The organism is Pectinatus cerevisiiphilus, from assembly GCF_004341685.1.
GTDB classification, from domain to species: domain Bacteria; phylum Bacillota; class Negativicutes; order Selenomonadales; family Selenomonadaceae; genus Pectinatus; species Pectinatus cerevisiiphilus.
Map to the genome: position 1 here is coordinate 170,429 of NZ_SMAA01000003.1, position 18,996 is coordinate 189,424.

Annotated in this window: 14 protein-coding genes; 2 read left to right on the plus strand and 12 right to left on the minus strand. The window is 38.6% G+C overall.

All coding sequences use genetic code 11. The features are described from left to right. Positions 1 to 20: 20 nt before the first annotated feature. Positions 21 to 977, minus strand: coding sequence for a tRNA (adenosine(37)-N6)-dimethylallyltransferase MiaA (miaA, locus tag EDC37_RS02935; protein ID WP_132547744.1), 957 nt, complete (start codon positions 975 to 977; stop codon positions 21 to 23). Next, the gene (locus EDC37_RS02940) at positions 977 to 1,651 is read right to left on the minus strand and encodes a metal-dependent hydrolase (protein ID WP_132547746.1); all 675 of its coding nucleotides are present in this window, start codon (positions 1,649 to 1,651) and stop codon (positions 977 to 979) included. The genes miaA and EDC37_RS02940 overlap by 1 nt, the downstream gene beginning before the upstream one ends. 150 nt (positions 1,652 to 1,801) lie before the next feature. Here EDC37_RS02940 and EDC37_RS02945 point away from each other — a divergent pair, with 150 nt between their 5' ends. After that, positions 1,802 to 2,524 (plus strand): thiamine diphosphokinase, encoded by a 723-nt coding sequence (locus EDC37_RS02945; RefSeq protein ID WP_165874438.1) that lies wholly within the window; start codon positions 1,802 to 1,804, stop codon positions 2,522 to 2,524. Positions 2,525 to 2,630: 106 nt separating this feature from the next. Here EDC37_RS02945 and EDC37_RS02950 read toward each other — a convergent pair whose 3' ends face one another. The 7 genes from EDC37_RS02950 to EDC37_RS02980 form a co-directional block, all read right to left on the minus strand. Continuing rightward, on the minus strand, positions 2,631 to 4,034 hold the full coding sequence (locus EDC37_RS02950; RefSeq protein WP_132547750.1) for an aminopeptidase: 1,404 nt from the start codon (positions 4,032 to 4,034) through the stop codon (positions 2,631 to 2,633). Positions 4,035 to 4,287: 253 nt separating this feature from the next. After that, entirely contained in the window at positions 4,288 to 5,649 is a 1,362-nt protein-coding gene (locus EDC37_RS02955) for a PFL family protein (protein WP_132547752.1), read from the minus strand. Between the two features lie 15 nt (positions 5,650 to 5,664). Further along, positions 5,665 to 5,934, minus strand: a complete 270-nt coding sequence (locus EDC37_RS02960; protein WP_132547753.1) for an ACT domain-containing protein — start codon at positions 5,932 to 5,934, stop codon at positions 5,665 to 5,667. A 297-nt stretch (positions 5,935 to 6,231) separates the two neighbouring features. Beyond that, a complete protein-coding gene (gene nifJ / locus EDC37_RS02965) occupies positions 6,232 to 9,756 on the minus strand; it encodes a pyruvate:ferredoxin (flavodoxin) oxidoreductase (protein WP_132547754.1) in 3,525 nt (1,174 codons plus the stop codon). A gap of 86 nt (positions 9,757 to 9,842) precedes the next feature. Continuing rightward, on the minus strand, positions 9,843 to 10,796 hold the full coding sequence (gene mnmL / locus EDC37_RS02970) for a tRNA modification radical SAM protein MnmL/YtqA (RefSeq protein ID WP_132547756.1): 954 nt from the start codon (positions 10,794 to 10,796) through the stop codon (positions 9,843 to 9,845). Further along, positions 10,796 to 12,535: a B12-binding domain-containing radical SAM protein gene (locus EDC37_RS02975; protein WP_132547758.1), complete on the minus strand. Its 1,740-nt coding sequence runs from the start codon at positions 12,533 to 12,535 to the stop codon at positions 10,796 to 10,798. The genes mnmL and EDC37_RS02975 overlap by 1 nt, the downstream gene beginning before the upstream one ends. Positions 12,536 to 12,545: 10 nt before the next feature. Beyond that, positions 12,546 to 13,169 (minus strand): phospholipase D family nuclease, encoded by a 624-nt coding sequence (locus EDC37_RS02980; protein WP_132547760.1) that lies wholly within the window; start codon positions 13,167 to 13,169, stop codon positions 12,546 to 12,548. A gap of 526 nt (positions 13,170 to 13,695) precedes the next feature. Between EDC37_RS02980 and EDC37_RS02985 the strand changes: the two genes are divergently transcribed. Then, a complete protein-coding gene (locus EDC37_RS02985) occupies positions 13,696 to 14,568 on the plus strand; it encodes a LysR family transcriptional regulator (protein ID WP_132547762.1) in 873 nt (290 codons plus the stop codon). Positions 14,569 to 14,830: 262 nt separating this feature from the next. On the opposite strand, the gene ftsH is transcribed toward EDC37_RS02985, so the two are convergent. The 3 genes from ftsH to tilS form a co-directional block, all read right to left on the minus strand. After that, complete coding sequence (ftsH, locus tag EDC37_RS02990) at positions 14,831 to 16,834, minus strand: ATP-dependent zinc metalloprotease FtsH (protein ID WP_132547764.1); 2,004 nt, start codon at positions 16,832 to 16,834, stop codon at positions 14,831 to 14,833. A 91-nt stretch (positions 16,835 to 16,925) separates the two neighbouring features. Then, the gene (gene hpt / locus EDC37_RS02995) at positions 16,926 to 17,462 is read right to left on the minus strand and encodes a hypoxanthine phosphoribosyltransferase (RefSeq protein WP_132547766.1); all 537 of its coding nucleotides are present in this window, start codon (positions 17,460 to 17,462) and stop codon (positions 16,926 to 16,928) included. A gap of 121 nt (positions 17,463 to 17,583) precedes the next feature. Then, positions 17,584 to 18,987, minus strand: a complete 1,404-nt coding sequence (gene tilS / locus EDC37_RS03000) for a tRNA lysidine(34) synthetase TilS (protein ID WP_132547768.1) — start codon at positions 18,985 to 18,987, stop codon at positions 17,584 to 17,586. Positions 18,988 to 18,996: the final 9 nt, after the last annotated feature.

Consider the following 18,996-nt stretch of genomic DNA (forward strand, 5'->3'; position numbering starts at 1 on the left):
GGACTATTATAATTTAAATTTTATTCATAGTCAAATTTTTGCGATATTAATTTACAAATTTCGTCTGCTAATTCCTCTGTAGTCATCTTATCTACCCAAAGCCAATTTATGTAAGGCATTTTGCGATACCATGTTAGCTGTCTTTTGGCAAAATGACGTGTTGCTTTTTTTATATCATCTACAGCAAGGGATAGCGGGAGTTCGCCTGCCAAACAAGCAGCTAGTTGCCTATAGCCTATAGCCTGCATAGACTGGCTGGAGCGGTCGACGCCGCTCTTTAATAAGGTTTCAACTTCAGCAAGCCAGCCATTTTTTATCATTATGTCTACTCGTTCGTTTATGCGCGTGTATAATTCGCTGCGCTGTCGGTTTAAGCCTATGACTACAGCATCATAACGCAGTTCATTATTGACTGCGAATTTATCGCGGGAAATAGTAGCTTTATCGTATTCATATACTTCTATGGCTCTTATTATTCGCCTGAAATTATTTACATGTAGTCTAGCTGCTGTATCAGGATCGATTTTAGCCAGCATGGCTAAAACATATTCTCTGCCGTGCTCTTTGGCCAGTGTTTCTAAATGAAGGCGAAGTGAAGGGTTTTCGGGAGCAGTATTGAATTTGTATCCTTCAAGTAAAGATTTCAGGTAAAGACCTGTGCCGCCGACAATTATTGGTATTTTATGTTGAGTATTAAGCGTGTCTATTAAAATATCTGCTTTTTCACAAAAAGCAGTGACATTAAAAGCATCTTGCGGTGCTAAAATATCTATCAGATGATGCTTGACAGTGGCTCTTTCTGCCAGGTCTGGTTTGGCGGTGCCAATATCAAGTCCCTTGTAAACCAGCATGGAATCACCAGAAATGATTTCTGTGTGCAGTTTTTTTGCCACTACGAGGCTGGCCTCTGTTTTGCCGACAGCTGTTGGGCCAAGGATAACTACTACGCGTTGCCTTTTTAAAATCTTCTCTGCCATTATTTTGTCAGTTCCAAAGAATCTCCAGGATTGACGATATGGACTTTCACCGCAGCTAGACTTTCAGCAATCTGTCTGAAAATATTAGGGTCCTGTTTAATTGCCGGCCAGGTGTTATAGTGGATGGGGATGACGTTGTGCGCCCGCAGCATTTGTGCTGCACGGGCTGCATCTTCATTGCCCATGGTGAAATTATCGCCTATTGGTAAAATAGCATAATCAATTTTTTCTTTAGTGCCTATGATCTGCATATCAGAAAATAGCGCTGTGTCACCGGAATAGTATACTGTGGGGCCTTCTTTAAACCTTATGACGAAACCGCAGGCCAGTCCACCGGCTACACCACTGCTGTGAATGGCCGCAGTCATCCGTACAGAACCGAAAGGCAGGGCTGCCGATCCTCCTATATTCATTGGATGGATATTTTTTGCACCTTTGCATAATTTAAGTACTTCTGGAATCGCTATCAGCATAGCGTTAGTTTTTTGGGCAATGGCAGGTGCATCACCGAGATGGTCGAAATGGGCATGGCTGATTAATATATATTGACAATCAACGTCCAACGGATTTATATTGGTTTGTGGATTATCGGTAAAAAAGGGATCAACTAAGATTGTTTCGTTACCTGTATTCAGAGAAAAGCAGGAATGACCATAAAATTTAAAATTAATCATAAAGAGCCTCCATTCTGCCGTTCATGCGGCAAGATATTATATTATAATTATGGATTGAGTGGGAAACTCCTGCAATTGAGCATAAATGCATTGTTGTAGATGCTTGATAGCGTTTTGTGGGGAGTTTCCCATGATGTGAGGAGTAATAAAATGGTAGAGCGTTTTCTAGTGCCTGAATTGGCATTGTGCAAAGAAAGTATTAATGAACAGCAGGTGAAAATATTACTTATAGCAGGCGGCCGTTCTCCTGCTACTGTATGGCTGCAAAAAATTGCTGCCGGCAGGATAGTATATTGTGCTGACCACGGTCTTGATAGCTGCCTGCATGCCGGAGTAAAACCTAATTATATATTAGGTGATGGTGACAGTGCAAACTCCGCAAACTGGTCATGGGCTAAATCTGCCGGAATACCATTTGCGCAATTCCCGACGGATAAGGATTTAACGGACACACAGCTGGCTTTACGCTTGATAGCAGAACATTATCCGCATGCTGAAATTATCCTTACAGGAGCATGGGGAGGCAGGTTTGATCATCTGTTCAGCAGTGTATTTTCTTTGTCGAGGATGGCAGATAAAGACGTAAACTTATGTGTAGCTGATGAAAAGGAAACTTTAATATATTTAAAGAATGCAGATATTTCCTTTAAATGTATGGAAATTCCCCTTAGCATTTCTTTACTGCCCCTTAGCAATACTTGTAGTGGCGTTAGTATAAATGGAGTAAAATGGCCGCTTGATGAAGTCACCCTTTTACAGGACAATCCATATGCGGTGAGCAATGTTTTACACAGCGCTAATGAGTTTGCAGTAAAAGTAAAAGAAGGGCTTTTAGGCGTTTATTTTTGCTGGCAAGACTTTGGCAAGAATTAACCTGTAAAGGACGAAATAATAACTAAAAAATATGACGATAAAAACACTCCCCGTCTGAATAAGCCGGGGAGCTTTTCTAATACAATATCTCAAATGGAGTTATTAATCATGCTTCAGCCAAAAAAGCACTGTAGCCTTTTTTCGTTTCGTAAACGTCAATTTTGCTGGTTACTTCCCATGGAGCATGCATGTTGAGCACAGCAACGCCGCTGTCAATGACCTGCATACCGTATAGAGCCATAATATAGGCAATGGTGCCGCCGCCACCTAAATCGACGCGTCCAAGTTCAGAGAATTGGATGTTTACTTTATGCTTAGCCATCATTGCCCTGATTTCTCCTAAGTATTCTGCATTGGCGTCATTAGAACCGGATTTTCCCCGTGATCCGGTAAATTTATTAAAGGCCATGCCTTTACCAAGATAGGCAATATTTTTTTTATCAAAGGCTGAAGCGTATAAAGCATCATAGCCAGAAGTAACATCAGAAGAAAGCATTTTGGAATTAGCCAGACAACGACGCAGATTCAGTTCGTTGTATACACCAAGTGCATTCAGTAGTTCTGCCAATGTATTTTCAAAGAATTTAGACTGCATACCAGTAGCACCTACGCTGCCTATTTCTTCTTTATCAACCAGTAGGCAGCAAGCGGTCTTCTTTACCGTTTCTGTTTCCAACATGGCTGCAAGGGAAGTATAAGCACAGACACGGTCATCCTGTCCATAAGAAATTATCATGCTGCGGTCGATGCCCAGTTCTCTTGCTGAGCCTGCCGGGACTATTTCAAGTTCTGCGGACAGCAAATCATCTTCTTCAATGCCATAGGTGCTTTTTAATATATCAAGGACATTTGCCTTAACGGCATCCTTTTCTTCGCCTTTAAGCGGCAGGGAACCGAAGAGCAGGTCAAGTGATTCACCAGTGATTACTTCTGAAGCCTTTTTAGCCATCTGTTCCTGCGCAAGATGGATAAGCAGGTCTGTCACGCAAAATACGGGATCGTCTTCTTTTTCACCGATGACGATATCAACGACGGTTTTATCTTTCTTAACTACTACACCATGTATGGCTAACGGTAAAGTAACCCATTGGTATTTTTTAATGCCGCCGTAATAATGTGTGTCCAAGTAAGACAAGCCGCCTTCTTCGTATAACGGATTTTGTTTTACATCAAGTCGTGGACTATCTATATGCGCACCAAGGATCGTCAGGCCATTTTCCAATGGTTCTGTGCCTATATTAAAGAGGACAACAGATTTTTTCATACAGACAGAATAAACTTTATCGCCTGGTTGAAGAAGCTCTTTGTTGGTGATTATTGTTTCGAGATTTTTATATCCTTTTTGTTCTGCTTGATTAATAATTTCCCGAACGCATTCTCTTTCTGTTTTTCCTGTGGTCAGAAACTGGCGGTACCCGTCACAAAGTACCTGTAAGTCTTTTTTTTCTTTTTTATTATATTTTTCCCAAACGGATTTTTTTGTTTCTTTTTTATTTTCATTTTTGGCCATATTCTTACCTCCAAAGTATAGTATGGTTTTATTATACTATTCCCGCTTTTATATAGCAATCAAAAGCCCGCAGAATAGGTAATTTTTACGTGTAAATTACATATGAAGCAAAATAATCGTGTCTACTTTCCTGTAATAAGGGGATTTTACCTTTTTAGTCAGGGCGTTAAAATTAAAAAAGTAATTTATACGACAAGAACGGATTGCTCGAGCAATCCGTTCTTGTCGTATAAACTGTATATAAATTGTTATTTTAATTTGTAAGACTTCTGATAGGGGCAGGGATTCTTCCACCTCTAGCGATAAATGCTTCTGAACTGTATTGGCTTTTGATAGGCATTATTGGACAGCGGCCCAGTAAACCGCCAAAATTAACCGAATCGCCGACTTTTTTACCGGGGACAGGTATTAACCGTACTGCTGTTGTTTTATTGTTTATCATGCCAATAGCAGCTTCATCTGCGATAATAGCCGATATAGTTGCAGCGGAAACATCTCCGGCAACTGCTATCATGTCAAGACCAACTGAGCATACACAGGTCATTGCCTCAAGTTTTTCCAAAGAAAGACTGCCTTTTTCTACAGCACTAATCATACCGGCATCTTCACTTACAGGAATAAAAGCACCACTCAGACCGCCTACATGGGAAGAAGCCATAAGCCCGCCTTTTTTTACAGCATCGTTCAATAAGGCTAATGCCGCTGTTGTTCCGGGTGCACCGCAACTTTCCAGCCCCATTTCTTCTAATATATGGGCTACACTGTCACCTACTGCTGGTGTTGGTGCCAACGATAGATCAATGATACCAAAGGGAACGCCAAGCCGTTGTGAAGCTTCCCGGGCAACAAGCTGGCCTACACGTGTTATTTTATAAGCTGTTTTCTTAATGGTTTCAGCTACTTCACTGAAATCAGCACTTTTTATATCTTCAAGAGCATGTTTGACGACACCTGGGCCACTGACACCGACACTGATAACTTTTTCGGCTTCACTGACACCATGGAAAGCACCGGCCATAAACGGGTTGTCGCCCGGAGCATTGGAAAATACAACGAGCTTAGCGCAGCCAATAGCTTCACGGTCACGAGTCAGTTCAGCTGTACGTTTAATGATTTCTCCCATTTCCCGTACACAATCCATATTTATGCCAGCCTTAGTAGAACCGAGGTTTACTGATGAGCAGACGATATCGGTCGAGGCAAGAGCCTGGGGAATGGATTTTATTAGTATTTTATCCCCATTTGTATAACCCTTTTCGACGAGTGCGGAAAAACCACCGATAAAATTAATACCGACTTCTTTAGCCGCCTTATCTAAGGCTTCAGCCACAGGAACATATGTATCTGTTTTACAAGCTTCAGCAGCAATAGCTATTGGTGTGACGGATACTCGCTTATGAATGATAGGAATACCATATTCGCTTTCTATATCTGCACCCGTTTTTACCAGAAATTCAGCTGATTTCGTAATTTTATCATAAATATTGCGGCAAAACTGTTCTATGTTTGGATGTGCACAATCACGTAAGCTGATTCCCATAGTAATGGTTCTTACATCAAGCTTATTTTCTGTGATCATGCGATTTGTTTCCATTATGTCATTGATGGTGATCACTGTATTTCCTCCAATTTAAACATTGTGCATGACATTGAAAATATCCTGATGTTGAACCTTTATATCGAGGTTTATTTCAGAACCCTTTTCTTTTAAGATTTTTTGTAATTCCTGCAGTTTTATTTTGCTGTCAGTCATCTCAACAATCATAACCATGTTAAAAAAACCTTCCATGATATTTTGATTGATGTTTAAAATATTGACATTGTTTTCAGCAAGAATATTGCTAACCATGGCAATTATTCCCACACGGTCTTTTCCTACAATTGTCACTACAAGTTTCATCTGCACTGCTCCTATTCATTAAGATATTTTTTAATTATAACACAAAAGTAAACAGTGTGACACTATTTTTTCCTTTTGCATAACCCGTACCAAAATCTGGCAAAGGTTTTTATCAAGGGCTTTAACAATACAATATCATTACTTAGCAAGAAAAAATTTCTTTAGACAATCCTTAGATAAATACCGATTGTATGCACTTATGTACACGTGAGTTAGATAATCTTAGGATAAGATGGATAACGGGAAGCAAAAATCCCCCGTAAATATTTACAGGGGATTTCTGTTAAAACTATAATATTATTTGCCAGCCAACTTCTTATAACCTGCAAGACGTTCCTTAGCATCCTTTTCTGTCTTTTCGAATAACAGATCAGCTGTTTCAGGGAAAGAACGTTTCAAGGAGTTGTAACGAACTTCACCCATCAGGAAGTCTTTGAAGCTGCCTGTAGGTTCTTTAGAATCAAGACTAAACGGATTCTTGTCAGTATCGCGAATTGTTGGGTTATAACGGTAATTAGCCCAATAACCAACTTCGGAAGCATGTTTTGCTTCAATCTGGCTCTTGCCCATACCAATTTTTATTCCGTGATTGATACATGGTGCGTAAGCGATTATCAAAGATGGTCCTTTATAACTTTCGGCTTCGACGATAGCTTTCAGTGTCTGGTTCTTGTCAGCACCCATATTAATTTGGGCAACATAGACATAACCGTAAGACATAGCCATCATGCCGAGATCCTTTTTCTTGGTCTTTTTACCAGTAGCAGCAAACTGGGCAATAGCAGCGGCAGGAGTAGCTTTTGAAGACTGGCCGCCTGTATTGGAGTATACTTCTGTATCCATAACGAGCACATTGATATCTTCGCCTGAAGCAAGAACATGGTCAAGACCGCCGTAACCAATATCGTAAGCCCAACCATCGCCGCCGAATATCCACTGTGAACGTTTTACAAAGAAGTCACGTTTATCATAGATGCTGTTGAGTAATGCATCGTTGCCTTTTTCTTTTTCAAGTGCTGCGGTCAAGGTATCTGCACGATCTCTGCTGCCTTCACCATCATCCATCTTGTCAATCCATTCTTCAGCAGCAGCTTTCAGTTCAGCGCTTACACCTTTTTCAATAGCCTTTTTGAGGTTAGAAGCCAATGTATTTCTTACTGCCTTTGTGCCAAGATGCATGCCGAGACCATATTCTGCATTGTCTTCAAACAAAGAGTTTGCCCATGCTGGACCATGTCCGAGATGGTTAGTTGTATAAGCCATTGACGGAGCTGCAGCACCCCAGATTGAAGAACAACCTGTAGCATTGGAGATCATCATGCGGTCACCATAAAGCTGTGTGATAAGTTTTACATAAGGTGTTTCGCCGCAACCTGCGCATGCACCAGAGAATTCCAGCAATGGTTTTTCAAACTGGCTGCCCTTAACGGTTTTCTTGTTAAGCGGATTCTTTTTCGGAGCAACTTTTTCCGGATTAACAGCATAATCGAAAGTAGGTTGTTTTGGAGCCTGAGTGTCGAAAGGTTTCATTACCAGAGCCTTTGCCTTTGGTGCAGGACAAATCTGGGAACAATTACCGCAACCACTGCAGTCATAAGGAGAAATAACAATGCTGAAGTACATGCCTTTGGCACCAATTGCCGGTTTGCTCTGCATGCCTGCTGGTGCATTATTTTTTTCTTCTTCAGTCATGAGGACAGGACGAATAACTGCATGCGGGCAGACGAAGGAACACTGGTTACACTGTATACAATTATCCATTAACCATTCCGGTACATTTATGGCAATACCGCGTTTTTCAAAAGCAGCTGTTCCACTTGGGAAGGTACCATCCTGCATGCCTTTTTCGAATGCGCTTACAGGTAATTTGTCGCCTTCCTGACGATTCATCGGAATGAGGATATCTTTGATGAATGCAGGAACATCTTTCTTTTGTTCTTCTTTATCTTTTGCGTTAGCCCAATCTGCCGGAACATTTATTTTAACGACAGCGCCAATACCTTTATCAACAGCGCCGTTGTTCATGTCAACGATATTCTGGCCTTTTTTACCATAAGATTTAACAATGGCATCTTTCAAATAGCCAACTGCTTTATCTATAGGAATAATGTTAGTAAGTTTGAAGAAGGCTGACTGCATTACCATGTTGAAACGTCCGCCAAGACCCAGTTCCTGAGCGATCTTTACTGCGTTTACTACATAGAAATTGATCTTATTTTTAGCGATATATCTCTTCATATATGCTGGTAATTCATCAGAAAGGTCTTTTTCAGTCCAATGGGTATTGAGCAGGAAGCTGCCGCCTGGTTTCAGACCAGCGAGAAGATCATATTTATGAACGTATGATTCCTGAGAACAGGAAATGAAATTAGCTTTATTGATAAGATATGGAGATCTTATAGGCAATTTGCCAAAACGCAGATGTGACATGGTTATCCCGCCAGATTTTTTGGAATCATAAGCGAAATATGCTTGCGCATACATATCTGTATTGTCCCCAATTATTTTAACAGCGCTCTTGTTAGCACCTACTGTACCATCAGAACCAAGTCCCCAGAACTTGCATGCTGTAGTGCCTTCTGGTGTAAAATCGAGGTCTTTTGGATATTTAGCCAGTGATGTATGGGTAACATCATCATCAATGCTGATAGTAAAGCCATTTTTCGGTGCATCTTTTTTCAGTTCTTCGTAAACAGCAAGAACATGGTCAGGTGTAACATCCTTACCACCAAGACCATAACGTCCACCTACTACGATAGGAGAAATATCGCTATCATAAAGGGCTGTCTTTACATCAAGATATAAAGGTTCGCCATGTGCACCTGGTTCTTTGGTACGATCAAGTACAGCAATTTTCTTTACTGTTTTAGGAATAGCATTTAAAAGATGTTTAACGGAGAAAGGACGATAGAGATGTACTGTTAAAACACCGGTTTTTTCGCCTTCTGAATTGAGGTAATCAACGGCTTCAGCAGCAGTTTCGCAAACAGAACCCATAGCGACTATTATGCGGTCAGCATCAGGTGCGCCATGATAGTTGAACAAATGATATTCACGACCGGTTAGTTTGGAAATCTGTTTCATGCTGTCTTCTACCAGATCAGGAATAGCATCATAGTATTTATTTACGGCTTCTCTTTCCTGGAAGTAAATATCAGGATTTTGGTTTGTGCCGCGAATAACAGGATGGTCAGGATTCAATGCGTTATGGCGGAAAGCTTCTACTGCATCCCAGTCAAGCATTTTACCAAGATCATCATAATCTATTAATTCAATTTTTTGGATTTCATGTGATGTTCTAAATCCATCAAAGAAGTTTACAAAAGGAATGCGTCCTTTTATGGCAACAAGATGAGCAATGGCGCTTAAATCCATAACCTGCTGAACGCTGCTTTCTACAAGCATTGCACAACCAGTCTGGCGGACAGCCATAACGTCCTGATGATCACCAAATATATTTAAGGATGAAGTTGCCAGAGCACGTGCACTTACGTGAAAGACTCCAGGTAAAAGTTCACCAGAGATTTTGTACATGTTCGGAATCATCAACAAAAGACCTTGTGATGCTGTGTACGTTGTTGTCAAAGCACCTGATTGCAAGGAGCCATGAACAGTACCAGCAGCGCCAGCTTCAGACTGCATTTCGATAACGTTAACTTTTTGTCCAAACAGATTTTTTACGCCTTTGGCAGCCATTTCATCAACGACTTCTGCCATTGGGGAAGACGGTGTTATAGGGTAAATAGCAGCAACATCTGTAAACGCATAAGAAACGTACCCAGCGGCCGTATTACCATCCATTGTCTTCATTTTTTTACTCATTATATTCTCTCCCTTACATCTATGCTTGAATATACACTACGAATAAGAATAACATACACTTATAATACACCATTTCAAAATTATTATCAATTATAAGTGTCAAATTTTTTTAAAGCAGTGCCATTAAGATAATCGCAGAGCTTTCCTTGGTATAAATTATTTTCTTCCATCTCTGTTATTATCGCATCACGTATCTTCCACCAACCGGTATGCCAATTGGCAAATACTGTATTTTCGGCAGGTGCTCTGCCAATTAATCTTTGCAGCACGATGGAAGGAGAAAGATATTGCAAAAAAGTTTTAACACGCTCTTTGTATTCCTCAAGGGAAATTAATTTTATTTTACCGCTTAGATAATCTTCGCTCATTTTCGTATTTTTTATAATATATAAAGCATGCAGCTTTACCTGGTCAATTTTTAAGGCAGACATCATTTTGGCATTTTCGATTACGTCTGTCATATTATCCCAGGGAAGATTTAATATAATATGGGCGCAGGACTGCATATCATATTGTTTTATTCTCAATACAGCATCGACAAATTCAGCGAGCGTATGCCCGCGGTTTATTTTATATAAGGAATGGTAGTTTACGGTTTGTAAGCCAAGCTCAATACAAATATCTATATTGTGCCGCTGTTTTATTTCGTTGAGACGTGCCAAATAGTATTCATTGATACAATCAGGACGTGTCGCTATATAAAGAGCAACTATATCATCAGCTTGGACGGCTTCATTGGCATATTTTTCCAATTGCTCCACTGGTAAATAAGTATTACTGAAATTTTGCATATAAGGAATAAATTTTTTAGCCTTATATTTAGGAATTATATGTGCTTTATTATTTGTTATTTGCTCTGTTATGGACATAGATGCAGGCAGATTTTCGTAGCCTGCGCCGATTGCACCACAGAAAGTACAACCGTTTGTGCCGCAGGTGCCGTCACGGTTAGGACAGGTAACAGGAAGGGCAAGGGGAAGCTTATAGACTTTTTCCCCATAACGTTGTTTTAAGTAATCTGAAAATGCATAGTATACCATTAAATTAAGTCACCTTTATCCATTAAAATTGTTTTGACGCTTTCCTCTGCATAAACAAACAATAATATGCAATTGTCGTCTTTTATAGACTGTTCATTTATAAAAGCGGGGATATTGATAGAAAAATACTCTATGTGGTATTTATCGCGTATTGCCCGTCTACTGGTAAATACGAAATCGGGAATATATTTTTTTACTACGGTAGAGTTTTTCCAAAAATTTTCTATTTCTTTATTATATTCTCTTTCACTCCAATTTAAAAATTCTGCCCTAAATCTGCCGTGATCAGAGCACAAGGCATCAAATTTCATTAAATTGAGCAGGACTTTTTTTTCATTAGAAGAAAGAATGCTGGTAAAGCTATCCAGATATTGATAGAGGGATTTTGGTGAATGGGCAGCCTTATCTAAATCTTTTTTATGCCAAAATACGGATAACTGGTAAAAAAAGGTAAAAGCATCTTCCTTGAAACAAGTGACGAGGTATTTTAAAGTGTTTCTGAAACGACCGGAGTTATAGTAAAAATCAAATACATCGACAAAAGTACGTAAGTTGCGCATTTCACCGGCCGATAGATATGCATTGGCAAGTACCTGGTAAGGTGCAGTATCCATAAAGGAGTAATGGTGTTCATCAACCAATTGTTCCATTGCTGAGCCTTTAAGCAGCTTTAAAAAACCTACTTGCAGCATATCAGGATAAAGAGCATACATATCATTGAAGGATTTTTGTAGCGAAACCATATCTTCATAGGGAAGACCGATTATGAGGTCAGTATGGACATGGATATTGCCAAAGGCAAGAATCGCCCTTATATTAGAAGATATTTTCAACCAGTTATTATTGCGGCTTATATGCTGTAAGGTTTTTTGATTGGTGGATTGGATGCCGATTTCTAGCTGTACTCGTCCTGGCGGCATTTTTTGGAGCAGCTCCAAAACTTCCTGATCAATATAATCAATAGTGATTTCAAAGTGAAAATTAGTGCGGCATTTTTGTTTTTGGATAAATTGAAGGATAGGGATGAAATGTTTTTTATCAGCATTAAATGTCCTGTCTACAAACTTTACTTGGCGCACATTGTGTCTGACAAAAAAGGCAAGTTCTGCTAGGACTTTAGCAAGTGAACGATATCGCACACCTATAGTGGCGCAAGAAAGACAATATTTACAGGAAAAAGGACAGCCACGCGAGCTTTCATAATAAAGTATGCGATTATCTAGTGCTTCAATATCGGCATCCGTATAAGGAAAAGGAAGCTTATCCAAATCTGGAAAGACGACCGGTATGCTTTCTTCAATTTTGCCATTAATTCTCTGGGCTATCCCCGGAATGGCTGCTAGCGATTTTTTGGTGATGAGGGATTGCAATAGTGTACATAAAGTTTGTTCACCCTCACCACGTATTACATAGTCAATCTCCGGGATTTGTTCCATCATTTTTTTTGTACCATAAGAAATTTCAGGACCACCACAGACTATTATCAGGTTTGGCATCATCTTTTTAATAAGTGGTAATAGCTCTTTAACCAATTCGATATTCCAGATATAGCAGTCTATCCCCAGTATATCGGGTCTTTTATCAAAAATTTGGTCAGCGATGGCAAGTAGATGATTATTTATTGTGAACTCACATAGTTCTATATTTAAAGGCAGAGTTTCATTATATTTTTTTAAATAGCGTATAGAAAGAGATGAATGTATATATTTAGCATTTATCGCTGTTAATAAAAGTTTCAATTAGAGCCTCCTATTTTTGTGTTTGAAGCTTGGGTTCCTGTGTGGAATTCCAACGCCATGCCCAGTTTTTTAAGTAAAGTGCGGTCAGTTTTTGGTTACCGCGGATGATTAAGAGGTTTTCCGCATTCTTTTCTGCAGCAGCTTTGGTGAAATTAAATGAACCTGTGATAACAGTCTTTTCATCTATAATCATTATCTTGTTATGGGCAATTTGAAAATCATTGTCTATTTTGACTGGGATGGAATTGTCAGCAAAAAATTTTAGCGGGGAATATTTGCTGGTTTGCTGGCTCTTATCAAGAATAATTTGTACATCTACACCGCGCTTTTGGGCATGCAGTAAAGCCTTAGAAATTTTGCTGTTGGTAAAAGTATAAGCTTGTACTTTTATAGAGCTTTTTGCTCCGTTGATTTCATCTACTATAGCTTCCTCTGCTCCACCATTAGGACTGAAGGCAACCTCGATAGTACCAGTCCCTTCTATCGTAGTCGGCTTGTTTATCTCGGCAGGCAAAACAACTGAATTCTCGGCAGTGGCTTTTTCGGCCGGTACTTCTTTTTCTGAGCAGCCTGCAAGGAAACCAACCGTGAATATAAGGCAGGCACTAATAATCAATATACTTTTTTTGAGCATAAAAAACGCATCCTTTATAATAATATCTCTTTATATTATAATATTTGCATGGTTTATGCAAAATATTGTTGGGCTTACCTAATGAAATCGGTAAAGGCGTCGCTCTCCGCATGGAGAGCGTTAATTGTCCGTAAAACATTAATAATATCTAAATATTCAATATTTTCTATTGAAATTATTTATATAAATATTACAGTTTTTGTCATTTTGATGCTATAAATTTTTTTCATGGGAAATTGACACATGTATAACGCATTAATTTGAGTTAATAATAAGCTGTATTTATTTTATGAATATAGCTATTCTAGCACAATATTTACGATATACTCAATTTATCTTTGTTTTATTATTAAATCGTATTTTACAAAAATTATCTGGATGGTAGAATATAATTATGCTATAATAAACATCATAAATATGTTTCTTATATGTAATAAATTCATATGAGATAAATGCGCTGTGACTTTAAACCTAGTTTAGTGCTATACATAAATTTTTTTAATAATTTGATTTCAGGAGGAGTACAATGGAACTTAAACAATTAGAATATTTTCAGATGACAAGCCGCTTAAAAAATATCACACGGGCTGCTAAAAGGTTACGTGTATCGCAGCCTAATATAACTGTTGCTATAAAAAAATTAGAGGCTGAACTGGGAATACAGCTTTTTGATAGAAGCCAGAAACAGCTTTCACTGACTCCGGAAGGTGCCGTTTTTTTAAATAGAATAGATCTTGCTTTGCGCAATATTCAGGATGCTGTATTGGAAGTTAATGACTATAAGAAACTTCAAAAAGGTACTATAAAAATTGGTATTCCTTCGATGATAGGAGCCTTTTTATTCCCTAAAATATTTTCTAGTTTTCAGCAAAAATATTCCCATTTAGATATTTACTTATACGAAGAAGGCTCGATGACCATTAGAGAACAGATTGAACGGGATGAGCTTGATTTTGGGATAGTTATTTTATCTGGTGCTTCGTCTAGTCTTGAGCTTCTGCCGATGTCAAAAAATCAATCTGTTGCTTGTCTGCCATTGGAACATCCTCTTGCTAAGAAAAAATCCATTGCTATCAGTGATATAGAAAATGAAAATGTTATTATGCTGAAAGATGGATCGTATTTGAGAAATCTTTTAATGCAGAAAATGAATAATGAAAATATAAAAGCTAATATTGTTCTGGAATCGAACCAAATTGAAACAATTAAAGGGCTTGTAGCTAGTAATGTAGGAATGGCTTTCTTGCTTGATTTTGTTGTAAAAGACACCCCCAATATAAAAGTATTACCATTTGAAGATCCCATCTTTGTAGATGTTGGTCTTGCATGGAAAAAAGATCGGTATATATCAAAAGCTGCCCAATCTTTTATTGAATTTTGTCAAGATACCCTTAAATAATAATGAAATATCCTGATTGATAGTTCATATGTTTTATCTTGGCGTGGCTTTTATTTTATCGTTCTTATAGATGAAATGATTCATATAGCTGTATTGTAGATTGTTATCTGAACTTGTTTGGGTGATAGTATTATTACTAACATACTATCGAAAAAGAACTGCCACACATTATAATGATGTGCGGCAGTTCTTTTTTGCAAAAAAATAATGTTGGGATAAGCAAAACTCAAGCTTATCCCAACATTTAGTGTGGAACCAGAAATTACTTATTGTTAGATGTAAGATTATAATCGAATTTTGGTTTTGAGTTTACCGTTTTTTCTCCAGTACTATCTTTGCTTGCAGTACTACTTTTTTCATTGGATGTAGAGTTTACTGATTCGGGAGCCGTTAATTGTTCAGTATTGAGCTCAGGCAGAGAACTATTGTTACTGCCATCATTACCAGTATCATTATCTTCACTAAGCCCGCCGGTTTCCATAAGTTCTTTTAGCTGAGCTGCGGATAAAGTTTCATGTTCAATGAGTTTTGCTGCTAACAAGTGTAGTTTATCAATATTTTCGATAATCAATGTACGGCATTCTTCGTATGCTTCTTCAATATAACGACGTACTTCTTTATCAATTTCGCAGGCAATTTCTTCACTGTAATTTCTCTGGTTATTGAAATCTCGGCCTAAGAATACCTGATGGTCATTACCTTCACCAAAAGAAATTGGTCCCAATACATCACTCATCCCGTACTGCATAATCATGTCACGGACGATACGAGAAGCCTGTTTGATATCATTTTGCGCGCCTGTGCTGATTTCTTTTAAAATAACTTCTTCTGCTACACGGCCGCCTAAGGTTACTTTTAACTGATCAATCAATTCACTGCGTGTATGATAAGAACGATCTTCTTTTGGAAGGCTTAACGTGTACCCACCGGCTCGTCCACGTGGAATGATAGTGACTTTGTGCACAGGATCTGCATTTTTCAGAAGAAGACCTGCTAAAGCGTGACCACCTTCATGATAAGCTGTTAACCGTTTATCTTTTTCACTGATCACTTTTGATTTCCTTTCAGGCCCGACCATGACTCTTTCAATGGATTCTTCCAGTTCAGTCATACCGATTGTCTTTTTATTGCGTCTTGCTGATAACAGTGCGCCTTCATTGATTAAATTACTCAAATCAGCGCCAGTAAATCCTGGTGTTTGTCTGGCTAAAATACCAAGATCTACATCTTTATCAACAGGTTTATTTTTAGCATGTACATTTAAAATAGCTGTTCTGCCCTTGATATCTGGGCGATCAACTACGATTTGCCGATCGAAACGACCTGGGCGCAAAAGCGCTGGGTCAAGGATATCCGGACGATTGGTAGCTGCTATAATAATAATTCCTTCATTTGCAGCAAACCCATCCATTTCGACAAGCAACTGGTTTAATGTTTGTTCACGTTCATCATGGCCGCCGCCTAAACCCGCACCACGTTGCCGACCAACAGCATCTATTTCATCAATAAAAACTATACACGGTGCATTTTTCTTTGCTTGGTCAAATAAATCACGTACACGTGACGCGCCAACGCCTACAAACATTTCCACAAAATCTGAACCACTTATAGTAAAGAAGGGAACTCCTGATTCTCCTGCTACTGCCTTTGCCAAAAGAGTTTTCCCTGTTCCTGGAGGGCCGAACAGAAGAACGCCCTTTGGAATACGGGCACCTAGGTCATTAAATTTCTTGGGGTGTTTAAGGAATTCAACAACTTCTTCCAATTCTTGTTTTGCCTCATCGGCTCCGGCCACATCTTCAAAAGTGACCTTTACCTTATTGGTATTCATCTTTGCACGACTTTTACCGAATGACATGACACGGTTGCCACCACCCTGCGTTTGCTGCATGATGAAGAACCACACACCAATAAGCAACAGAATAGGCAGAATTGATGTAAAAATACTCGTCCATAAAGGTGGATCTGGGGGATTTTCAGCCTTTATGTCCACACCGTTAGCCTGTAACTTGGCTAGAAGTGAGGTGTCATCGTTCGGATAAGTCGGAACAATGGTAGTAAATTCCGTTCCATCGGCTAATGTGCCGCTTATGGTATTATCAATGATAGTTACCTTTGAAATATTTTTTGCATCTACTTGTTGCAGAAATGCAGTGTAATTAATTTCTGGTTTTTTAGACGAATTATTATAAAAATGATCTATTAACGAAACTGCTATCAGTATGATTAATACATAAAAGCCGGCATTTCGTAGAAATTTATTCAATATTTAATCCTCCTTAGTTATAGCCCTTTGTATGTAAAACCTATGAGACAACATTATATCATCAAATATAAAATTTCTCAATTATCATAGGTTAAGCATATATCTCCTTCTTTAAAATACCAATGTATGGTAAATTACGGTACGCACTAGCGTAATCAAGTCCATAACCAACTATAAATTCATCGGGAACATCGAAACCAATATAATCACCATAAATATCGGTTCTTCGCCCATCCGGTTTATTTAGCATAGCACACAGCTTAACGCTAGCAGCTTTTCTATGCTCAAAATTCTGCTTCAGATATTTTAAGGTAAGTCCTGAATCTATAATATCTTCGACTATTATTACATGTTTATTCTCTATATCAGTGTCAATATCCTTCAATATTCTTACGGTTCCACTGGTTTTAGTGCTGGCACCATAGCTGGAGGCAGCCATAAAATCAAATCTTACAGGAAGTTTTATTTCACGCATCAGATCAGCGAAAAAGACTATGGCGCCTTTTAGTATGCCTACAGTCACTATTTCCTTGCCGGCGTAATCGTCTGTAATTTGTTTTCCTAATTTAATAACACGATCGTGAATCTGTTCTTGCGTAAATAAAATTTTTTCTAAATCCTTATGCATAAAAGGAGCCGCCTTTCATTTTGAGAAGTTATTATAGTTTTACCCAACGGTAAAATGTTCTTTATGTTTAATCCTTGCAGACTATTATATAGAACATAAACCAATGGATAATGTGTAAATTCTAATGTGGTTGAGTAGTAAAAGTTAAAATGCTATTTGTATCATTTAATGAAAGTTTCACCAAATTTTTGCTTTCAGTCGTAGGAACGCAACGGTTATCCTGCTGTATGCCGGCAATCCAAACAATACCTATATCATCAAAGAGTATTGGAATCCTGTCACGATCAATACGGGGGATTTTATTATCGATAAATAAATCTTTTAATTTTTTATGGCCAGTTAATCCTTTTGGTGAAAAACTATCACCATTTTTCCGAGTGCGTATTTTCAGACTACCAGCTATTTTATCTTTATCAATAAAACATATTTGTTTTGTTTTAACTGATTCCACTGTTTGAGCCGTTTCTGCGTTTATTATAATACCACTTTCAGGTATTTGCGTACTCCCTGGTACGTTAAGAGGGAAAGCTTTATTAATACAAGTAACTTCCTTTTCAGTCGAAATAATAAGCTGATGGTACTCTATCAAAACCTTCAGTGCATGTGGTAAATTAATGGATGTCCCTGTTTTTTCTCTCGCTGCCAGTAATATTATAGCATCAATATGTACATTCCTGATGTCTTTTGTTGTGCCACATAAATCAAATATCGCGGCACGGATAAGTTTCCTTTTTACAGCAATATGCTGAAGTGAAAATTCCGCTAATAAAAACGCACATCTATTTTTTACTTTGCTAACAATTTTATTGTAGACAGTTTGCGCATATGTAGTCAGAAAATCATTTTCTTCTGCGAGTAAAAAAGCCGTACGGCATAATGTTTCTTCAATGTTGGAATTATAACTGCGCAAATAAGGAAGTAAATCCATACGTATTCGATTGCGTGTATATGTTGTATCGCCATTGGTAGCATCGCGGCGAGGCTGTAAAGCGTGCAGCCGACAATAATTTTCGATATCTTCACGTGTGCAATCCAATAAAGGCCGTATTATGCCGTGTGCCTTTGGCTGGATTCCGGATAGTCCGTCTAGCCCAGCGCCTCGTAACATATGCATAAGAACAGTTTCTGCTTGATCTCCGCGGTGATGTGCGACAGCAATTGCTGTACAACCAAGTGAATGGGCTGTTTCGCGTAAAAAATCATACCGTAATTCTCTTGCCGCAGTCTCAAGCGATATTTTGTGGGTATCAGCATATGCACAAGCATTCACTTCTTTTAAATAAAACGGCAGCTGATTGTCACGGCAAAACTTTTCTACAAACTGGGCATCCGCAATAGATGCTTGTCCCCTTATACCGTGTTCTACATGTGCGACAAATATTTTCAAATTGCATTTTTCAGCCAACCGCATAAAAATATGCGTCATACATAAAGAATCAGGACCTCCTGAACAAGCTAAGAGGATACAGTCACCGTTGCTAAAGAGTTTGTGGTGATTGCTAAATTTCAAAACATGTGCTAGCATTTTTCTCCT